Raw genomic sequence first — 19,562 nt, 5'->3', positions numbered from 1 at the left:
TATATGTTAAAAGTTATTATAATGGCGGCAGGTGAAGGAACCAGAATGAAATCATCTACTAGCAAAGTCCTTCACAAGATACTTAACAAAGAAATAGTTAGATACGTTTATGATGCAAGCAAGATAAAAGATTCTGAAACTATCATTATCTCAGGTAAGAATAAAGAAGCTATAAGTAAGATGTTTGATTCATGTAAGATAATCGAGCAAAAAATCGGTCCAGAATTTCCTTATGGAACAGGATATGCTGTAAGCTTGTGTAGTGATTATATAGAAGATAAGGATCAGGTGCTTGTATTAAATGGTGACATACCACTTATAACTAAGGAGGCACTTGAAGAATTCGTTGATAGACACATAGAAAACAAGTCAAGTGTATCTGTCTTATCTACCAAAGTATCAGATCCTAGTGGATATGGAAGAATAATAAGAGATGAAACTGGAAATTTCTTGCAAATTACAGAGCATAGGGATCTTAGAGATGATCAATTAGAGATTAACGAAATAAATACAGGTATTTATATCTTTAATGGAGCCTCTCTTAAAAATGCCCTAAAAGAAATAAATACAGATAATGATCAAAATGAATTATACTTAACTGATTGCATTGAAATTCTCCGTAATAAAAACGAAAAATCAATGGCTTTTATGAATGAAGAAGCTGATTTATTCTATGGAATTAACAATAAAAAGGAACTAGCAGAGGCTAGTAGAATTCTTAGACAGAGAACAAATGAAGAGTACATGCTTGATGGAGTAATAATCGAAACACCAGATACGGTCACAATTGAACCTGGAGTAAAAATAGGACAAGACACAATTATATCTGGAAATGTGAAAATTCTAGGTAAGACTGAGATTGGATCTAATTGTGTGATTGAGGGATCATCAAGAATTGAAGATTCGAAAATTTACGATAATGTGAGAATAGACAATTCTGTAATAGAAAAATCCATCATGGAAGAATCTAGCAATATTGGACCTTTTTCACATCTTAGACCAAATGCACATTTGGGAAAGGATGTTCATATTGGCAATTTTGTAGAAGTTAAAAATGCTAGTATGGGTGATGGTTGTAAGGCTGGACATTTGGCATATATAGGAGATAGTGATCTAGGAAAAGATATCAATGTTGGTTGTGGCGTGATTTTTGTCAACTATGATGGTAAATTTAAACATAGGTCTGTGGTTGGAGACGGTGCATTCATAGGTTCAAATTCTAATATAGTTGCACCAGTCAACATTGCATCTGAAGCTTATGTAGCAGCTGGCTCTACTATTACTAAAGATATCGATGCAGGTGAGTTATCGATAGAAAGAGCGGAGCAAAAAAACATTGCAGGCTATGTAGAAAAAAAGAAAAAAAGAGATCAAATAAAATTAAAGGAGAGAAAATGACATCAAACTGTAATAGTGGCTCATATATTCAAAGAGGGGAATTAAAGCTTTTAACAGGAAACTCAAATAGGAAACTCGCTGAAAGTGTAGCAAAGCATTTAGGAGTTGAGCTAGCTGAAGCAGATATCAAGAAATTTAAAGATGGAGAAATATCTATCAAAATAAATGAATCGATAAGAGGCAAGGATGTGTTTATCATGCAACCAACCTCTAATCCAACGAATGATAATTTGATGGAATTACTTATCATGATTGATGCTTGTAGAAGAGCATCAGCAGGATACGTCAATGCAATAATACCTTATTATGGATACGCTAGACAAGATAGAAAAACTAGAGGTCGTGAGCCAATTACTGCAAAGCTTGTGGCGAACTTACTAACTGTGGCAGGTGCTGACAGGGTTATAACAATGGATCTCCACGCTGGGCAAATTCAAGGATATTTTGATATACCTGTAGACCATTTTTCTGCTATAAGACATCTTTCAACTCATTTCAAGGATTTCGCTTATGACAAGCCAGATGAATTTGTAGTAGTAAGCCCTGATTTGGGTGGAGTTAGGAGAGCGAGAGAGTTTGCGGACTATCTAAAGCTTCCTATAGCTATAATTGAAAAAAGAAGACCAAAACCAAATGTTTCTGAAGTTATGTCTGTTATTGGAGACTTCAAGGGTAAACATGCAATAATTGTCGATGATATGATTGACACTGCAGGAACAATTACTAACGCAGGTGACTTTTTAATTAATAGTGGTGCTAAAGATGTATATCTTGTTGCGACTCATGGTGTATTTAGTGGAGATGCAATTGATAAGATAAACAGATCAAATGTAAAAGAAGTAGTAATCACTGACACCATTGCCTTAAGCGAAGATAAGAAAATCGACAAGATAACTCAAATGTCTATAGCTCCTTTATTATCTGAAGCAATACACAGAATTAATACTTATGAATCAATAAGCGGACTATTCGTGGACGGTAGATAATGTATTATATCGTAGGATTAGGCAATCCTGGATTAAAATACGAAAATACAAGACATAATGTTGGGTTTTTGACAATTGATTATATTGCTAGGAAACATAATATAGATGTCAGAAAATCTAAATTCAAATCACTTTATGGTCAGGGAACAATTTCTGGCCATAAAGTCATGCTTATAAAACCACAAACATACATGAATAATTCAGGAGAAGCAGTAAGAGAATTAAAGAATTTCTACAAATTTGATACTGACAAATTAATCGTAATTTACGACGATATAGATATAGATTTTGGAAGTATAAGGATAAGAAAAAAAGGATCAGCTGGAACTCATAATGGAATGAAATCCATTATTTATCAAATTCAAGATGACTCTTTCCCAAGGATAAAGATAGCAGTAGGAAAGAAACCAGAATATATGGATTTGGCAAACTTTGTCCTAAGTGGATTTAGCGAAAAAGAAGCAGAAATAATACGAAAAGAAATTGATATAGCGAGCCTGTCTATAGAAACTTTAATAGAAGAAAATATAGATAAGTCAATGAATCTGTACAATTCTGTTAGATTAATGGAAGATATTGATGAATAAATTATTAGAAAATATCAAGTCTTTAAATCAGATAAAGCAAATAGAAAATAATATAAATGATTACTCACCTATATATTTATCAGGACTAACTGACGGTTTTAAGCCTCACTTAGTCCTTGCTTTGTTTGAAAAGTTTAAAGAGAGCATTGTTATAATAGCAGAAAACGAAAAAAGAGCAGAAATATATTATGATAGCATAAATGGTATTAGAGAAAATCAAGCATATCTATTTCCAAGCTTAGATATTAATTTTTACAATATAAAATCGATAGATAACAAAAAGCTTTCTCAAAGGATGGAAGTTCTAACGAAGCTTGCTAAGGGAGAAAACTTTATAGTCATAACTACATTAAAGGCTATGACAAATAAACTGAGTACTTTAGATAGATTTAACAAGTCATTTGTTAAAATAAAAGATGAAGATATTATTGACGTTAATAACTTCATAGAAAATCTCATAAATCTTAACTATACAGCTAATTCTCTTGTTGAGAATAAGGGAGACTTTGCTAAAAGAGGTTCCATCATAGATTTCTGGCCTGTATCATATGATAATCCTATTAGAATTGAGTTATTTGATGATGAAGTCGATTCTATAAGATTATTTGATAAGGATAGCCAAAGAACACTCGAAAAGATTTCTGAAGCTGAGATAAGCCCTGTAACTGAACTTATGTATTCAAAAGAAGATTATGGCAAGGCAATCAAAAATATTAACAAGGAAATAGAGAATTTAGAGAAAAATTCAAGTGATATAAATAGTCAAAAGCTCATAGATAAATATAAACAAATTACAAGCTTTATAGAAGAGAGCATGTTCGTTAGTAATATTGACCTTGTTAATCCTTATAGAAAGGACAACTTTTCAAATTTCTTGGATTATATCCCTAAGAGTAGTCTGGTATTTTTTGACGATATCGCAAGAATACTAGAAGACTATGAGAACTTTTATGAAAATTTCCTAGAAGACTTAAGTCTACAAATGGAAAATAATGAAGTTTTCAGATCTTTTGAACAGGCAAGAATACCGATTGACGATATTTATGAACAACTGTCTAGTTTTAGATTAGTAAATCTTACATCTATTCTAAAAAAATCAAAGCTCTTTAATCCTAGAAAAATTATTGAGATAAAAACAATTGAGTTAGAAAATTTCAACCGACGAGTAGATTATTTCATAGATAGAACAATAGAGCTTGCAAATAGCGGTAAAAAGATATTAATACTCGAATCGAACGAAAAAACAGCTTCTCAGTTGATAGATGCATATTTAGACAAAGATTATACTCAAGTTTCAAAGGTAGATATAGGCGAAAACTTCGAGAAAATACCCATACAAATTGCCAATGCTTTAAGTAGCAGTGGATATTATATTTATGATTTAGACTTTTACGTTTTTACTCATAAGGAAATATATGGTAGCCAGAGAAAAGCTCGTAAGAGAAAGCCTAAAAATAAAACATCATCTAGGGATATTATCAATTATTCTGACCTTGATATAGGTGATTACGTTGTTCATGAAAATAATGGTATAGGTATATATAAGGGTCTTGAGAAAATTGAAGTAAACAATATTGAAAAAGACTTTATAGTCATCGAATATAGAGGAACGGATAAGTTGTTTGTCCCAGTTGATCAGATGAACCTGATAAGTAAGTATATAGGAAGTAGGGGGGAGAGTCCAAAACTTTCGTCCTTGGGGACCCAAACTTGGCAAAAGGCTAAGGCAAGAGCCAAAAAGGCAGTTGACGAGATAGCAGACGATTTAGTAGAATTATATGCTAAAAGATCTAAAATTAAGGGACATGCTTTCTCAAAAGATACCACTTGGCAAAATGAGTTCGAAAATTCTTTCCCTTATGAAGAAACTTATTCTCAAATACGATCTATAGAAGAGATAAAAAAAGACATGGAATCTGATAAACCGATGGATAGACTCCTATGTGGCGATGTGGGTTTCGGTAAAACAGAAGTTGCTATAAGGGCAGCCTTTAAGGCAATTATGGATGGGTATCAAGTAGCATTTCTGGTTCCCACTACAATCCTTGCAAACCAGCATTATGAAACTATAAAAAAGCGTTTTGATAAATTTCCTGTAAATGTGCAAGTGATTTCAAGATTTAACCAGGCTTCTAAAAACAAGCTTATCATTAAAGATCTAAAGGCTGGAAAAGTTGATTTGATAATTGGAACTCATAGACTGCTATCAAAAGATGTTGGCTATAAAAATCTTGGTCTCTTAATAATAGATGAAGAGCAAAGATTTGGTGTTAAACATAAGGAGAAATTAAAAGAATTAAAATCATCCCTTGATGTTTTGACCTTATCCGCGACCCCAATTCCAAGAACTTTACAGATGTCCTTATCAGGAATCCGCGATCTATCAACTCTTGATGAAGCTCCTGAAGAAAGAATGCCTGTAAATACCTATGTACTTGAATATGATAATGGTATTATCAAACAAGCTATAGAAAGAGAGCTAAATAGAAATGGTCAAGTCTACTTCGTCTATAATAGGGTTAATGATATAGAAAAACTTTACAATCACCTGACAGAACTTGTCCCTGACGCAAATATAGCGATAATTCACGGGAGAATCAGTCCGAAGCAGATTGAAAAAACAATGCTTGAATTTATAGATGGCGAAATAGACATTCTTCTTTCTACAACCATTATTGAAACAGGAATGGATATATCAAATGTAAATACAATAATAATCTATGATTCTGATATGATGGGACTTGGACAACTTTACCAGCTTAAGGGAAGAATAGGACGAGGCAATAGGTCCTCTTATGCTTATTTTACCTATAGGACTGGAAAAATATTATCAGAAATAAGTGAAAAGAGATTGAAATCTATAAGAGACTTTTCAGATTTTGGATCAGGCTATAAAATAGCTATGAAAGACCTAGAATTAAGAGGAGCAGGAAATCTTTTGGGAGAAAGCCAATCAGGACATGTCGAAGCAATAGGATACGATCTCTATGTTAAATTCCTTCAAGAAGCAGTGGAAAAAGCTAGTGGTAAGGAAGTAGAAATCAAAGATAAATCTGATGTATATATCGATATAAAGGTCGATGGATATATTCCTAACTATTATATAGAAGATCAAGCTCAAAAAATTGAGATTTATAACAGGATTGCAAGTATTCAAAATCAGAATGATTACGATGAATTAGTTGCTGATTTAATAGATGTCTATGGTGATATACCTCTAATGGTAGACAATTTAATGTACATTTCATTAATAAAATCTTCAGCTGATAAACTATTATTTAGTGAAATTAGAGAAAAAAGCGGTAATGTAAACATATATTTCGAAAATAAGGATGCATTTAGTTTTGAGGAATTGGCAGAGATTAATCAATTATTTGAAAGAGATATGTCTCTTGATCTATCGACTAATCCAGCATTTAAAATTCCAGTGTCTAAAAACAAGCTTTTAGATACCTATGAACTATTAAAAACTATCGAAAAAGTAAGGAGTAAAGATGAAAAATAAAATTATACCAGTAATGTTAATGGCTTCTTTGTTATTTGCAGGATGTAATCAAAATAAAGATGCAGGAGAAGGTGCGAACAATAAAACAGAACAAACAGAGGAAGTAAAAGATAAGAAAACTGAAAAACTCGATGATAAAACTGTAGCTATTGTAGATGGAGAAAAAATCAGTAAGGATGATTATAAGGACGAGCTAAGCTTCTATGCATCAATGTTAGCTAGCCAACAACAACTCAAAAACTCTATCGTAACTATGATGGTACAAGATAAATTAATTGCAAATGATATCAAGAAAAATGATATTAAGATCGACGATAAAGAAGTAGATGATGCTTTGATGCAATCTGTACAAAATTTTGGCGGCCAAGAGCAATTCGACAAAACTCTAGATGATTATAATATGAGTCTTGATAAATTCAAAGAAACGCTCAAAAAGGACTTAATGTATAAAAAACACAGAGAATGGTTTGATTCTAACAATGAAGTTACAGATGATGAAATCAAAAAATATTTTGAAGATAACAAGGATGAATTTGTTAAAGTAGATGCTTCTCATATTTTGGTTCAAGACGAAGAAACAGCCAAAGAGATAAAGGAAAAAATCAATAATGGCGAAGACTTCGCTAAGCTTGCAGAAGAATACTCAACTGATACTGCAAGTGCTAAAAACGGTGGATCTGTAGGTGCATTTGCAAAAGGTCAAATGGTTAAAGAATTTGAAGATGCTGCTTTCGCTATGAAGGAAGGGGAAGTTTCTGATCCGGTTAAGTCACAATTCGGTTATCATATTATAAAAGTGAATAAAGTAACTGATTCTTTCGAAGATTCTAAAGATGAGATAACTAAGAAAATCAAAGATCAAAAATACGCTGATTATATCAAAAAATTACACGAAGAATCTAATGTAGTTACTGAAAATGCAAGTGAAGAGGACTCAAATGTTGAAGAAAAAGAGACTGAAACTGAAGTGAAAACAGAAACAGAAGAAGAAAGTAAAGATAAAGAAGAAAAAGTTGAAGATTCTAGAGATGATGAAAGCAATAAAGAATCTGAAGACGATAATAAGTAAAATCTGTCTTACGGCTTTTCTACTACTTGTCACACTTACTTCCTGCAATAGTAAGGGCAAAGCTACTAGTAATGTTGTGGCGAGTGTAGATGGCAAGGCTATATCGAGTGATTTATATTCTAAAGAACTAAGATTTTATCAAAGCTATTACAGCAAGGTCTATGGAGAATCTTTCTTAGAGAAAAAAAGCAAGAATGGAAAGAGTAATGATCAAATACTAAGAGAAGAGCTCATAGATTCTATGATTAAAGATCAAGTAATGAAAAAAGACTTAGAGGCCAATAAGATTAAATTAGACGATAATGGGACAAACAATTTAAGGAATAATCTTTCAGATAAACTAAATGGGGAGGACTCACTTAAGGCCAATATAGTAGCCTTGGGCTTTAATGAAAATTCTATTAATGAAATCCTCTACAATGACTATATTAGGAAGGCTCACTACGATCTTTTTCTAAAGAATAACCATATCAAAGACAAAGATGTAGTTGACTTTTATAATAAAAACAATAAACTTCACAGACAATACAAATATAATGTCTTAGTTTTTGATGATAAAAATGTTGCTAAAAATATCAAAGATAAGCTTACAGATGCCAAAAGTTTTCAATCATACCTTAATAAAAACGCAAGAAATTACTCAATTATAAATTCTGATTTCGTTTATATAGACGATCCTATTTTATCAGCATCTAAAGTTAAGAAAAAAGATATGATAAGTGATATATTTGAGTATGAGGGGAAATTTTGTATACTTATGATAAATTCATATAATGAAAATGAAAATGAGTTACTTCTCAAAGCAAAGGATATTTATTTAGAAAAAGCCTATTACGATTACCTAAATAAACTTATAAAAGAAAGTAAGATTAAGGTTTTTGTGTAGGAAAGGCTTGAAATTAGTTTATTTCTTATGTATAATCTATCTTAGAGTTAAACAGAATTATATTGATTTATAGGAGGAAATATGAATAAATCAGAATTATTAATTAATATTTCAGAGAAAAGTGGTCTTAAAAAAAGTGAAGCAGAAAAAGCGTTAAATGCATTTCTTGAAACAGTAACTGAATCACTAGTAGACGGTGACAAAGTTCAACTTGTTGGTTTCGGAACTTTCGAAGTAAGAGATAGAAAAGCTAGAGAAGGAAGAAACCCTAGAAAACCTGAAGAAGTTATTCAAATCCCAGCTTCTAAAGCTCCAGTTTTCAAAGCAGGTAAGACACTAAAAGAAGCAGTTAATAAATAAAAAAGCAATGAAAAACCGGTCTTGAAATAAAGAACCGGTTTTTATTTATTTAACTTCTTTATAAGTCTCTTTTAAATCTATACTTGTATCTATTGTAATAGTATTGAAATCAGTGTAGTAAACCATACCAGGTTTTGCTCCTTTTGCCTTATTCACATTTTTCTTTTGCGTGTAGTCTATATCAACTTTGCTACCTTTAGCAACTGATGAGTTAATTGCTGCCAGATATGCTGCAATTTTTATATCATCTTCATCTATATTGTCATTTCTTAAGATGACATGGCTTCCTGGCAAATCTTTTATATGAAACCAATAGTCATCTTTATTTGCAAGCTTTAAGGTAATATAATCATTCTGCTTACTATTTTTACCTACATAAATATCGCTTGATTTATTCGTAATATAGTGATATGGTTTTGATTTTTTGGAAGATTTCTTTTTCTTTTTACCTTTTTTCTTAATAATCTTCATTTCCACTAGCTCTTCTCTAATATCTGTTAAATCTTCTATACTAGTTGATCTATTAATAAAATCTTTAGTTTGTTCTAGATAATCTAATAATTCTTTTTGTCTAGGTAGGTCTTTATTTGCATAATCATAAGAAGCTTTAAGTTTTTTAGATCTAGTATAGTTTACTTCAACATTTTCCCAAGGAGTTTTTTGTGGATCGATATTTATTACTGTCTCTTGATTATTCTTATAATAATCTAAAACCTTAACCTCTTTATCTCCCTTATTAATCTTATATACATTAGCAGCTAGTAAATCTCCTCTTTTCTTAAACTTATCAATAGAATCTTTTTTATCCAAATTAGATCTTAGGATCTTCACTTTTTTATTAACTGATTTTATACTGGAATTTAGCTTCTTATTTAAATCTGATTTTTTCTGATTTAATCTATCATGGGTTTTGTTTGTAGTGAAAAAAACCTCTACAGATTCACTCATAGTTTCATTTTCTTCCTTATCAAAGGATAAATGAGTAAAATTAATGCAGTGAAAGTCTTTCACTTTTATATTATCTTTGTACACAAAACTAGATAAATTATTGTTTCTTATATCATCAGCTAATTCTTCCAAAAGTTTATCTAACTTTCTTTTCTCATCTTCGCTTACAAGTCCCCAGTTAATTCTATCATCAATCCCTGCCCTAAAAACCAATTCTTTGCCCACAGCAGGGGAAAAGCCTGTATAATTTTGATGGAAGATTTTGTAAGGAACCTGCTCATCTGAGAGCCTCTGATCTAGTGTTTTTATATCTAACTTGAAATCATCCTTTGTTATATCTTCTTTATCATCTTCGATAAATTCATACTTAAGTGATGGAAATATTTCTCTAACGGAAGACATTTGACTATTTACTCTTTTTATAGCATCAATTATTTTGTAATTATCATCTACTAAGATTATATTTGAATACTTGCCCATGATTTCCACTATAAGCTTCTTAGATGTATCAAAGCCCATCTCGTCTATTGAAGAGATTGAAAATATAACAACTCTATCTAGTCCTTTTTGGCTTATATCTATGATTTTGCCTTGATTTATATGCTTTCTTAGTACCATACAAAAATTAGGTGGGACATCAGGATTTTCATATTTTTTATTAGTTATATTTATTCTTGCTTCATTATTATTCGCACTTATTATCAATTTGTAATTTTTACCCATGGAATACACATTGAAAACAATATCGTTCTTAGAAGGTTGACTAATCCTTTGAATCTTACCTCCTAATAATTTTTCTCTAAGCTCATTAACTATTTTACGTGTAACTATTCCATCATAGCTCATATAATCACCTCCTATGCATTATACAATTATTTTTACATACTTGAAGTAAGCTGGGGCTAAAAGTAGAATATCTATAATAAGGGGGCGAAATGAAGAAGGGATTTTTATTAGTAATATCTGGTCCATCAGGAGTAGGGAAAGGTACTGTTTTACACGATCTTATGAATACGCAAACTAACTTAGTGTATTCTGTATCAGCTACTACAAGAAAAAAAAGAGATGGAGAAATAGAGGGAGTAAGTTATTTTTATATAAGCCATGAAGAATTCGAGAAAATGATTGAAGAAGATAAATTCCTTGAATATGCTCACGTCCATAATAACTACTACGGCACTCCTAAAGATTTTGTTGAAAATAAGATAAACGAAGGAAAAATTGTAATATTAGAAATAGATGTACAGGGAGCTCTAAATATCAAGAAAAATACTGATAATGGGGTCTTTATTTTTTTGGCACCACCATCACTTACTGAACTTAAAAATAGAATTGTAGGTCGTGGTACTGAGACCGATGAAGATATAAAAATAAGGATGCATAATGCTAGGAAAGAGCTCGAGTATATTAAAGACTATGATTATTTAGTAGTAAATGACCATTTAAATACTGCTATTACATCTGTTAATGAGATTATAAATGCAGAAAAACATAGGGTATTTAGGGAAGAAAATTTAGATTTTAAGGAGAATGATAATGAATAATCCATCTTTTAAAAAGTTAAGCGAAATTAGTCCAAGTAGATATGAAATTTGTATGATGTGCGCCAAAAGAGCCAGAAGAATTGTAAATGGCTCTGCACCTTTAACTAAAGAAATAGAAGCTAAGCCTGTAACACAAGCTTTAAACGAAGTTATAGAAGGGAAAGTTAGCAAAAAATGTTAGAAGGCAAAAATATTCTTCTGGGTGTAAGTGGGGGTATCGCTGCTTATAAAGTATTAGATCTATGTTCTAGACTGAAGAAGAAAAATGCTAATCTAAAAATTATAATGACAGAATCTGCGAGTAAATTTGTTAGCCCGCTTAGTTTTGAAACTATGGGTAAATGCAAGGTTTACTCAGATTTATTTGAAGGAAGTCACGAATCAGTTCACCATATAGACCTACCTAAGTGGGCAGATGTCTTTCTAATAGCGCCAGCAAGTGCTAATACAATTGCCAAGATGGCTAATGGAATAGCAGATAACTTCCTAATTGCTTCCTATCTTGCGTGCGATAAGGATGTAATCATAGCCCCTTCTATGAATACTAACATGCTTAAGAATAAAGCTACAGTTAAGAACATGGATACGCTAGAAGGCTATGGTGTAAGAATTATTAGGCCGGAAGCTGGAATCCTAGCATGTAACACAGTAGGTGACGGGAGACTTGAAGAACCTAGCAAGATAGTAGAATTTTTAGAAGATTATTTTACTAAAAAAGACCTAAAAGGAAAGAAAATTATAATTTCTGCTGGTCCTACTGTTGAACCGATTGATTTTGTTAGATACATAACGAATAAATCTAGTGGTAAGATGGGTTATAACATTGCCAATGAAGCAAAAAAAAGAGGAGCAGATGTAATATTAGTGTCTGGCCCAGTAAAACCACTAGATATAGAAGGTATTACAAGAATAGAAGTCAAGACAAATGAAGATATGAAAAATACTATTGATAGATATTTTGATTCGTCAGATGCCTTGATTATGTCAGCGGCCCCGGTTGATTATAGGGTTGAAAATCCAAGTGATAAGAAACTTAAGAAAACAGGAAATAATTTAGAATTAGAGCTAATCGAAAATTCAGATATAGTTAAGTATTTTGCAAATAAGAAAGAAAATCAAAAAATAATTGGTTTTGCTGCGGAAACTGATGACTTAATCAAAAATGCTAAAGCTAAGTTAGAAAAGAAAAAGCTTGATTATATTATTGCCAACGATCTTACTAAATGGGGAGCAGGCTTTAACGTAGATACCAATATTGCAAGTATAATATCAAAAGATAACATTGAAGACTTAGGTATAATGCCTAAAGATGAACTTGCAAATAAGATACTTGATTTATTAAGGTGATATTTTGTACGCAAAAGTAATTTTGGATACCAATAGCAGATTTTTAGACAGAAGTTTTACCTACAAGGTCCCTGATAGATTAATTGATGATATATCTATTGCCATGAGGGTCCTTGTTCCTTTTGGTGGAGGAAATAAGACTTACGTGGCTTTTGTCTATGAGCTAGTAGATAAGATGGATTCAGATATAGATTTTAAAATTAAAGAGATTCTAGACCTTGTTGATGATAGAAAGCTAATTTCAAAAGAACTTATGGATTTAGCTTTTTTTATGTCCAAAAGATATATTTCTCCTATACAAGCTGCCCTAAAACAGGTTATGCCTCCAACTAAAATCAAAGATATCCACATATATTATCAAAACACAAGTGATCATTCAAATGAGTTTCTTGATTATCTCAATGAGAAAAGGGAAGCAAAAGACTTGAAGATGAAATTTCCTAATTATAAAGATAAACTAGATTACTATATCAAGAAAAAAATGATAAAAGAAACATTTGATGTAAAAACGAGTCAGAAAATTTCCTATGATGAGTATGCGGATTTAACTAAAATTAATGAAGAAAAAATAAATTCAAGAGCACATAAACAAATTGAGATTGTCAATTACCTTAAAGAAAATGGCATAACAGAAGTTAAAGAGTTACTTGCTCATACAAAAGCGGGTAGAACTAGCCTAAATGCTCTCATAAGTAAAAGTATAATTTCTATAACTAAAAAGGAAAAAGAAAAAGAAATTAACAATTTATACAGCAAATACAATAAGTTTAGCTTAAATGAAGAGCAACAAAGAGCTTATGATACTATAAATAATGATAGAAAAGGGCACTTCCTTTTGTATGGAGTTACTGGTAGCGGCAAGACAGAAATTTTCTTACAGATGGTAGAAAAGGTAATAAGTGAAGGGAAAGAAGCTATCATTCTTGTACCAGAAATTTCTCTAACTCCACAAACAATTGAAAGATTTAAGGGAAGATTTGATGAGAAAATAGCAATTATGCACTCAAAACTTACACCCAAAGAACGTTTCAATCAATGGAGGATGATTAATAATGGTGAAGTTAAAATAGTCATTGGAGCAAGGTCTGCTATATTCGCTCCTTTTAGAAACCTTGGCATAATCATAATTGATGAAGAGCATGATCAGTCATATGTATCATCGCAAGATCCGAAATATCATACAGATGAAATTGCTATTGAAAGAGCAAAAATACATTCTTGTAATCTAATACTTGCTACTGCAACTCCTTCTATAAGGACTATGGATAGGGTATTAAAGGGTGACTTTGATTTAATAAAACTAAATAATAGAATCAATAAAAACATGCCTAGCGTCGATATTGTCGACATGAGAGAGGAACTTAAAAAATCTAATTTCTCGATGATTTCTAGAAATTTACAGAGAGAAATAGAAAATAATCTTAAAAATTCTGAGCAAACAATCTTATTTCTAAATAAGGTTGGACATGATTCATTTACCTTTTGTAGATCTTGTGGCCATGTTATAAAATGTGAAGCCTGTGATGTAGCCATGACTTATCACAAAAACGTAGATAAGCTAGTTTGCCATTATTGTGGTAGAACTAAAAAACAGGTTAGAATTTGTCCGGTATGCCATTCCAAAAAAATCAAAGAATTTGGTGCAGGAACTGAAAAATTAGAAGAAGAAGTAAGACGTTTCTTTCCGAGTGCTAATATTTTGAGAATGGATTCGATGACAGCTACTAATAAAAGCTTATATGAAAAAATGTATAGGGATATGAAAGATAACAAAATCGATATTCTTTTGGGAACACAAATGATTGCTAAGGGCTTAGACTTTAAGAATGTATCATTAGTAGGAATAATATCAGCTGACCTAAGTCTAAATGTGGGTGACTTTAAGGCGAATGAAACTACCTTTCAATTGCTAACTCAAGTATCTGGAAGGGCAGGTCGAGATAAAATAAAAGGTAGAGTAGTAATTCAAACATATAGGCCAGATAATTTTGTAATTCAGGCTGCAAAGAACAATGATTACGAAGCCTTCTATGAAAATGAGCTAAAATTAAGGAAGACATTTAATTATCCACCTTATACAAATCTTTTGACAATAAGAATAGTTAATGAATCAAGAATTAAGGCCATAGATATTTCGAGAAATCTTTATAAAGATATTTCTAAGTCACTAAAAGATAATAGTATTGATCTTATAGGACCCAATCCATGTAAAATTGCAAGAATTAACAATAAGTTTAGGTATAATATATTAATAAAAGTCGATGATAAGGGTTTAAGCGAAGTTATTGATATTATCAATTCATTAAGGATTAAATATATCAATAAATATAAGGATACAAGTTTTATACCTGCCCTTAATCCAGTAAATATTAATTAAGGAGTTAAGATGTTTGATTTTTTTAAAAGGAAGAAGAACAAAGAAGAGATAAGAAAAGAAGAGGAGATAGATGAAACTGAGGAAGTTGTCGAATCTCCTATAGAAGACAAGGAAGTTTCAGAAGAAGAGGGATATGATAAATCCCACGATCTTTCTTTAGAAGAAGAGTTAGAAGACAACAATGAATTAGAAAGTTTTGATGATAAGATTGATACAATCAATAAAGAAGAGATAAACACAAATGAATCAATAGATGATGATGCTGAAGCTACTGGATTTTTTGCAAAGATAAAAAAAGGTTTAACTAAAACTCGCAGTCAATTTAGCCAAGGACTTACAAATCTATTCACTAGAAACGTCAAAATTGATGATGACTTGTATGATGAATTAGAAGAGATTCTCATATCAGCAGATATAGGAATGACCTCTACCTTAGAGATTGTAGATGAGCTTATGGATGAGATTAAGAAAAGAAGTATCAAAGAAGCTGACCAGATTTATCCTGTATTAAAAGAAATAATGACATCTAAGCTAGATGAGAACAATCTGGATAATAATTTAAATATCGAGGATAATAATTTGTCAGTAATACTTGTAATAGGAGTAAATGGAGTAGGTAAGACAACAACTATAGGTAAACTAGCAAATAATCTCAAAAAAGAAGGGAAGAATGTAATACTTGCAGCTGCTGATACATTTAGGGCAGCAGCCATAGAACAATTAGGAGAATGGGCAGAAAAGTCTGATATAGAAATGATATCTCACAAAGAAGGGTCTGACCCATCCGCAGTTGTATTTGATGCCATAAAATCAGCTAAGGCAAAAAACGCCGATGTATTAATTTGTGATACAGCAGGACGTCTTCATAACAAGAAAAATCTAATGAAAGAATTAGAAAAAATTAATAAAACTATAGATACCCACGCTAAGGGAGCTAGTAGAGATAATCTGTTGGTTCTTGATGCAACGACTGGCCAGAATGCAGTAAGTCAGCTTAGAGAATTTAAAAATGTCACAGATATATCAGGCCTTATTCTTACTAAACTTGATGGAACAGCTAAGGGAGGAGTAATTTTCCCTCTACAAGTGGAGCTTGAAGTGCCAGTTAAATATATTGGGGTTGGCGAAGGAATTAATGATTTAGAGAAATTTGACTCCAAAACATTTGTAGAAGCTATGTTTTAATGTTGAAAGCTTAGAAATAAGGGGTATCATTAAAAAGTACTACGAGTAAACACATCTTTGGATGGTAATTTCGTTGCCTTTTTTGGTTAAATTATCAGCAGAAGAAGATGGAAGAATAAACGGAGGTAATTTTATGGCAGTAGTTTCAATGAAAAAGTTATTAGAAGCAGGTGTACACTTTGGTCACCAAACTAGAAGATGGAATCCTAAAATGGCAAAATACATCTTCACAGAAAGAAATGGAATCTATATAATAGATCTACAAAAAACAGCAGTTCAAATTGAAGAAGCTTACGCACAAGTTAGAGATATTGTAGCTGACGGCGGTAGAGTGTTATTTGTAGGTACAAAGAAGCAAGCTCAAGATTCTATTGAACAAGAAGCAAAAAGAAGTGGACAATTCTACGTATCTAACAGATGGTTAGGTGGAATGCTTACAAACTTCAAGACAATTAGACAATCTATAAACAAGCTTAAAAAATATGAAGCTATGGAAGAAGATGGAACATTCGATCTTCTACCTAAAAAAGAAGTCCTACAATACCAAAAAGAAATGGATAGATTAGAAAAGAACCTTGGCGGTATCAAAGAAATGGAAGAACTTCCAGACTTACTATTTGTTGTAGATCCAGGGGAAGAAGCAATAGCTGTTCATGAAGCTAAAATACTTGGAATACCAGTAATATCAATAGTTGATACAAACTGTGACCCAGATGAAGTAGATCTTGCTATCCCAGGAAATGATGACGCTATAAGAGCTGTTAAACTTATAACATCTGTTATGGCTGATGCAGTTGTAGAAGCTAACCAAGGAAGCCAATTTGACGCATCTGAAGAAGATTTCGTTGAAGAAAACGAAGATAGTGAATCAGAAGATAATCAAGAAGAAGTTGTTGAAGAAGTTTCTGATGATGAAATAAAAGAAGCTGCAGAAGAATTAAAATCACAAAATTTAGACGAATCAGAAGAAAATTAAGGAGATAACAATGGCAATTAGTGCAAAATTAGTTAAAGAATTAAGAGAAAGAACTGGCGCTGGAATGATGGATTGTAAAAAAGCTTTAGAAGAAGCTAACGGTGATATCGATCAAGCTCAAAAGCTCCTTAAAGAAAAAGGTCAAGCAACACTAGATAAGAAATCTGGTAGAATTGCTGCTGAAGGTGTTATCGGATCTTACATTCATAACGATAAAATCGGAGTTGTAGTTGAAATCAACACAGAAACTGACTTCTCTGCAAACACTGATACAGTTAAAAATTTCGCTAAAGATATAGCTATGCACATAGCAGCTGTTAGCCCATTATTCATCTCTGAAGACGACGCTGATGAAAAAATTGTTGCTGAGCAAAAGGATATTCTTGTAAACCAAGCTATCAACGAGGCAAATGATAATATGCCAGAAGATAAGAAAAAAATGATCGCTGAGAAAAAGGTTGAAGGAAGAATGAAAAAATGGTTCTCTGAAGTATGCCTATTAGATCAACCATTTGTTAAAAATCCTGACATCACAATCGAAGAATACCTTAGAAACACAGCAAACGATGTTGGGGAAAACATCAAAATCAGAAGATTTGCTAGATTCGAAGTTGGTGAAGGCTTAGAGAAAAAAGAAGAAGACTTTGCTAAAGAAGTTCAAAGCCAAATGAAATAGATAAAATAAATATACATCTAAAGTATAAGACAAACCTCGTCTATGTGGTTTGTCTTTTTCTGTACAAATTATACTTCGTTGGGACATGTACTCTATAATTATTATCAATTAGCAAATCTAAACTTAATAAAAAGTTTTGTATTTAAATTTAAGGGTATACACATAATGTCGTTAGAAATTTGTAATAAATGAAAGGATAACCATGACAATTAAAAATAATGCTAAAGAATTAATAGGTAATACACCTTTACTTAAGCTTGAATCTCTAAAAAAAGATGGAAGAGCAGATATATATGTAAAAGTAGAAAAAAATAATGTTGCAGGTTCTATTAAAGATAGAATTGCTTTATATATGATAGAAGAGGCTGAAAAGAAGGGGATATTAAAAGAAGGTGGAACAATTGTAGAACCTACAAGTGGAAATACTGGTGTAGCTCTCGCTGCCTTAGCTGCTGCAAAAGGGTATAAATTAATCCTAACTATGCCAGCTTCTATGAGTATAGAAAGAGCAAAACTTGCTATGGCTTATGGAGCTCGAGTTATAAGAACTACAGAAAATGCTTTACAAGGAGCATATGATAAGGCAAAAGAATTATCAGAAGAAAAAGGATATTTCTTCCCAGACCAATTCTCAAATCCTGCTAATATAAAAGCCCATTATGAAACTACTGGTCCAGAAATCCTTGAAGAAATAACACCAGATGCCTTTATAGCAGGTGTAGGAACAGGTGGAACAGTAACAGGAGTTGGTAAAAGACTAAAAGAAAGTAATCAAGACGTAAAAATCTATGCTATTGAACCAAAAGAAAGCCCATTACTTTCAGGTGGTAAGGCTAGTGGACACAAAATACAAGGTATCGGAGGAAACTTTATTCCAAAGAACTTAGATTTTTCAATAGTAGATGGAATCGTAGACGTAGCATCAGATGACGCAATCAAGATGAGCAGGACTTTAGCTAATGATGAGGGGCTTGCAGTGGGCATTTCATCAGGAGCAAATGTATGTGGAGCAATTGAGATAGCTGATAGATTAGGCGAAGGTAAATCAGTAGTTACAGTTCTACCTGATACTGGTGAGAGATATTTATCTACTGAATTATACGAAAATGGACAACTATAAAAAATACAAAGAAGAATTAATCGAGAATGCAATTAAGAGGGATCCAGCACTCAGAAGCAGGGAGGAAGCTGCCCTCTTTTCACCAGGAATAAGAGCCTTATTATACCATTGGTCTGCCCATAAGCTCTTTATGGATGGGAACTTATATGAAGCTATGGAAATTGCCTATAAATCCAGGATGGAGACAGGAATCGAAATCCATCCTGGAGCAAAAATAGGTAAACGCCTATACATAGACCACGGAATGGGAGTAGTAATTGGTGAAACAGCCGAAATCGGCGATGACTGTCTTATATACCACGGGGTAACATTGGGGGCAGTATCAAACGAAAAAACTAAAAGACATCCTACTATTGGGAACAATGTAATGATAGGTGCAGGTGCTGTTCTTTTGGGTAATATTGAAATTGGAGATAATGTCAAAGTAGGAGCTAATGCAGTTGTATTAACTAACATAGGTGATAATTGTACCGCTGTTGGAGCACCTGCTAGAATTATATCAAATAAGAAATAAAATAAAATGTAAATTCATAAATACAGTTTTATATTTTTCGTATATAATCTAATTTATGGTATAATGATATAGGAATAATAATTC

The 19,562-nt window shown here is 32.1% G+C and carries 17 protein-coding genes; 16 read left to right on the top strand and 1 reads right to left on the bottom strand.

Going from position 1 to position 19,562, the window contains the following annotated elements:
- Window positions 1-3: 3 nt before the first annotated feature.
- The 7 genes from glmU to C7D97_RS02225 all read left to right on the top strand — a co-directional run bounded on the left by glmU (window position 4) and on the right by C7D97_RS02225 (window position 8,791).
- On the top strand, window positions 4-1,398 hold the full coding sequence (gene glmU, locus C7D97_RS02255) for a bifunctional UDP-N-acetylglucosamine diphosphorylase/glucosamine-1-phosphate N-acetyltransferase GlmU (protein ID WP_105300509.1): 1,395 nt from the start codon (window positions 4-6) through the stop codon (window positions 1,396-1,398).
- Window positions 1,395-2,384 (top strand): ribose-phosphate diphosphokinase, encoded by a 990-nt coding sequence (locus C7D97_RS02250; protein WP_105300508.1) that lies wholly within the window; start codon window positions 1,395-1,397, stop codon window positions 2,382-2,384. Before glmU ends, C7D97_RS02250 begins: the two co-directional genes overlap by 4 nt.
- Window positions 2,384-2,971 carry an aminoacyl-tRNA hydrolase gene (pth, locus tag C7D97_RS02245; protein ID WP_105300507.1) on the top strand — a complete coding sequence of 196 codons (588 nt, stop codon included), beginning with the start codon at window positions 2,384-2,386 and terminating at the stop codon, window positions 2,969-2,971. Before C7D97_RS02250 ends, pth begins: the two co-directional genes overlap by 1 nt.
- A complete protein-coding gene (gene mfd / locus C7D97_RS02240) occupies window positions 2,964-6,476 on the top strand; it encodes a transcription-repair coupling factor (protein ID WP_105300506.1) in 3,513 nt (1,170 codons plus the stop codon). Before pth ends, mfd begins: the two co-directional genes overlap by 8 nt.
- Window positions 6,466-7,545 carry a peptidylprolyl isomerase gene (locus C7D97_RS02235; RefSeq protein ID WP_105300505.1) on the top strand — a complete coding sequence of 360 codons (1,080 nt, stop codon included), beginning with the start codon at window positions 6,466-6,468 and terminating at the stop codon, window positions 7,543-7,545. The genes mfd and C7D97_RS02235 overlap by 11 nt, the downstream gene beginning before the upstream one ends.
- Window positions 7,490-8,431, top strand: a complete 942-nt coding sequence (locus C7D97_RS02230; protein WP_240308883.1) for a SurA N-terminal domain-containing protein — start codon at window positions 7,490-7,492, stop codon at window positions 8,429-8,431. Before C7D97_RS02235 ends, C7D97_RS02230 begins: the two co-directional genes overlap by 56 nt.
- Window positions 8,432-8,512: 81 nt before the next feature.
- Entirely contained in the window at window positions 8,513-8,791 is a 279-nt protein-coding gene (locus C7D97_RS02225; RefSeq protein ID WP_105300504.1) for an HU family DNA-binding protein, read from the top strand.
- 45 nt (window positions 8,792-8,836) lie between these two features.
- Here the strand turns inward: C7D97_RS02225 and C7D97_RS02220 are convergent, their stop codons facing one another.
- Window positions 8,837-10,585 carry an Rqc2 family fibronectin-binding protein gene (locus C7D97_RS02220; RefSeq protein ID WP_105300503.1) on the bottom strand — a complete coding sequence of 583 codons (1,749 nt, stop codon included), beginning with the start codon at window positions 10,583-10,585 and terminating at the stop codon, window positions 8,837-8,839.
- Window positions 10,586-10,674: 89 nt separating this feature from the next.
- Between C7D97_RS02220 and gmk the strand changes: the two genes are divergently transcribed.
- From gmk to epsC, 9 genes are all read left to right on the top strand, one after another.
- Window positions 10,675-11,283 (top strand): guanylate kinase, encoded by a 609-nt coding sequence (gmk, locus tag C7D97_RS02215; RefSeq protein ID WP_105300502.1) that lies wholly within the window; start codon window positions 10,675-10,677, stop codon window positions 11,281-11,283.
- On the top strand, window positions 11,276-11,464 hold the full coding sequence (gene rpoZ / locus C7D97_RS02210; RefSeq protein ID WP_105300501.1) for a DNA-directed RNA polymerase subunit omega: 189 nt from the start codon (window positions 11,276-11,278) through the stop codon (window positions 11,462-11,464). The genes gmk and rpoZ overlap by 8 nt, the downstream gene beginning before the upstream one ends.
- Window positions 11,458-12,630, top strand: a complete 1,173-nt coding sequence (coaBC, locus tag C7D97_RS02205; protein WP_105300500.1) for a bifunctional phosphopantothenoylcysteine decarboxylase/phosphopantothenate--cysteine ligase CoaBC — start codon at window positions 11,458-11,460, stop codon at window positions 12,628-12,630. The genes rpoZ and coaBC overlap by 7 nt, the downstream gene beginning before the upstream one ends.
- A gap of 4 nt (window positions 12,631-12,634) precedes the next feature.
- Window positions 12,635-15,007 carry a primosomal protein N' gene (gene priA, locus C7D97_RS02200; RefSeq protein WP_105300499.1) on the top strand — a complete coding sequence of 791 codons (2,373 nt, stop codon included), beginning with the start codon at window positions 12,635-12,637 and terminating at the stop codon, window positions 15,005-15,007.
- Between the two features lie 9 nt (window positions 15,008-15,016).
- The gene (gene ftsY, locus C7D97_RS02195) at window positions 15,017-16,192 is read left to right on the top strand and encodes a signal recognition particle-docking protein FtsY (protein ID WP_105300498.1); all 1,176 of its coding nucleotides are present in this window, start codon (window positions 15,017-15,019) and stop codon (window positions 16,190-16,192) included.
- A 133-nt stretch (window positions 16,193-16,325) separates the two neighbouring features.
- Complete coding sequence (gene rpsB, locus C7D97_RS02190; RefSeq protein ID WP_105301844.1) at window positions 16,326-17,168, top strand: 30S ribosomal protein S2; 843 nt, start codon at window positions 16,326-16,328, stop codon at window positions 17,166-17,168.
- Between the two features lie 10 nt (window positions 17,169-17,178).
- Complete coding sequence (tsf, locus tag C7D97_RS02185) at window positions 17,179-17,844, top strand: translation elongation factor Ts (protein WP_105300497.1); 666 nt, start codon at window positions 17,179-17,181, stop codon at window positions 17,842-17,844.
- Window positions 17,845-18,046: 202 nt separating this feature from the next.
- The gene (gene cysK / locus C7D97_RS02180) at window positions 18,047-18,964 is read left to right on the top strand and encodes a cysteine synthase A (RefSeq protein ID WP_105300496.1); all 918 of its coding nucleotides are present in this window, start codon (window positions 18,047-18,049) and stop codon (window positions 18,962-18,964) included.
- On the top strand, window positions 18,951-19,478 hold the full coding sequence (epsC, locus tag C7D97_RS02175) for a serine O-acetyltransferase EpsC (protein WP_105300495.1): 528 nt from the start codon (window positions 18,951-18,953) through the stop codon (window positions 19,476-19,478). The genes cysK and epsC overlap by 14 nt, the downstream gene beginning before the upstream one ends.
- Window positions 19,479-19,562 lie beyond the last annotated feature (84 nt).

Origin of the sequence: Anaerococcus marasmi, from assembly GCF_900290195.1 — a bacterium.
In the GTDB taxonomy this organism is placed as follows: domain Bacteria; phylum Bacillota; class Clostridia; order Tissierellales; family Peptoniphilaceae; genus Anaerococcus; species Anaerococcus marasmi.
This window is presented reverse-complemented; position numbering and strand designations above follow the sequence as displayed.

What these genes read in the sequence shown, in the direction of transcription:
- glmU (WP_105300509.1), top strand. Translation starts at nt 4, where the DNA reads ATGTTAAAAGTTATTATAATGGCGGCAGGTGAAGGAACCAGAATGAAA.
- C7D97_RS02250 (WP_105300508.1), top strand. Translation starts at nt 1,395, where the DNA reads ATGACATCAAACTGTAATAGTGGCTCATATATTCAAAGAGGGGAATTA.
- pth (WP_105300507.1), top strand. Translation starts at nt 2,384, where the DNA reads ATGTATTATATCGTAGGATTAGGCAATCCTGGATTAAAATACGAAAAT.
- mfd (WP_105300506.1), top strand. Translation starts at nt 2,964, where the DNA reads ATGAATAAATTATTAGAAAATATCAAGTCTTTAAATCAGATAAAGCAA.
- C7D97_RS02235 (WP_105300505.1), top strand. Translation starts at nt 6,466, where the DNA reads ATGAAAAATAAAATTATACCAGTAATGTTAATGGCTTCTTTGTTATTT.
- C7D97_RS02225 (WP_105300504.1), top strand. Translation starts at nt 8,513, where the DNA reads ATGAATAAATCAGAATTATTAATTAATATTTCAGAGAAAAGTGGTCTT.
- C7D97_RS02220 (WP_105300503.1), bottom strand. Translation starts at nt 10,585, where the DNA reads ATGAGCTATGATGGAATAGTTACACGTAAAATAGTTAATGAGCTTAGA.
- gmk (WP_105300502.1), top strand. Translation starts at nt 10,675, where the DNA reads ATGAAGAAGGGATTTTTATTAGTAATATCTGGTCCATCAGGAGTAGGG.
- rpoZ (WP_105300501.1), top strand. Translation starts at nt 11,276, where the DNA reads ATGAATAATCCATCTTTTAAAAAGTTAAGCGAAATTAGTCCAAGTAGA.
- coaBC (WP_105300500.1), top strand. Translation starts at nt 11,458, where the DNA reads ATGTTAGAAGGCAAAAATATTCTTCTGGGTGTAAGTGGGGGTATCGCT.
- ftsY (WP_105300498.1), top strand. Translation starts at nt 15,017, where the DNA reads ATGTTTGATTTTTTTAAAAGGAAGAAGAACAAAGAAGAGATAAGAAAA.
- rpsB (WP_105301844.1), top strand. Translation starts at nt 16,326, where the DNA reads ATGGCAGTAGTTTCAATGAAAAAGTTATTAGAAGCAGGTGTACACTTT.
- tsf (WP_105300497.1), top strand. Translation starts at nt 17,179, where the DNA reads ATGGCAATTAGTGCAAAATTAGTTAAAGAATTAAGAGAAAGAACTGGC.
- cysK (WP_105300496.1), top strand. Translation starts at nt 18,047, where the DNA reads ATGACAATTAAAAATAATGCTAAAGAATTAATAGGTAATACACCTTTA.
- epsC (WP_105300495.1), top strand. Translation starts at nt 18,951, where the DNA reads ATGGACAACTATAAAAAATACAAAGAAGAATTAATCGAGAATGCAATT.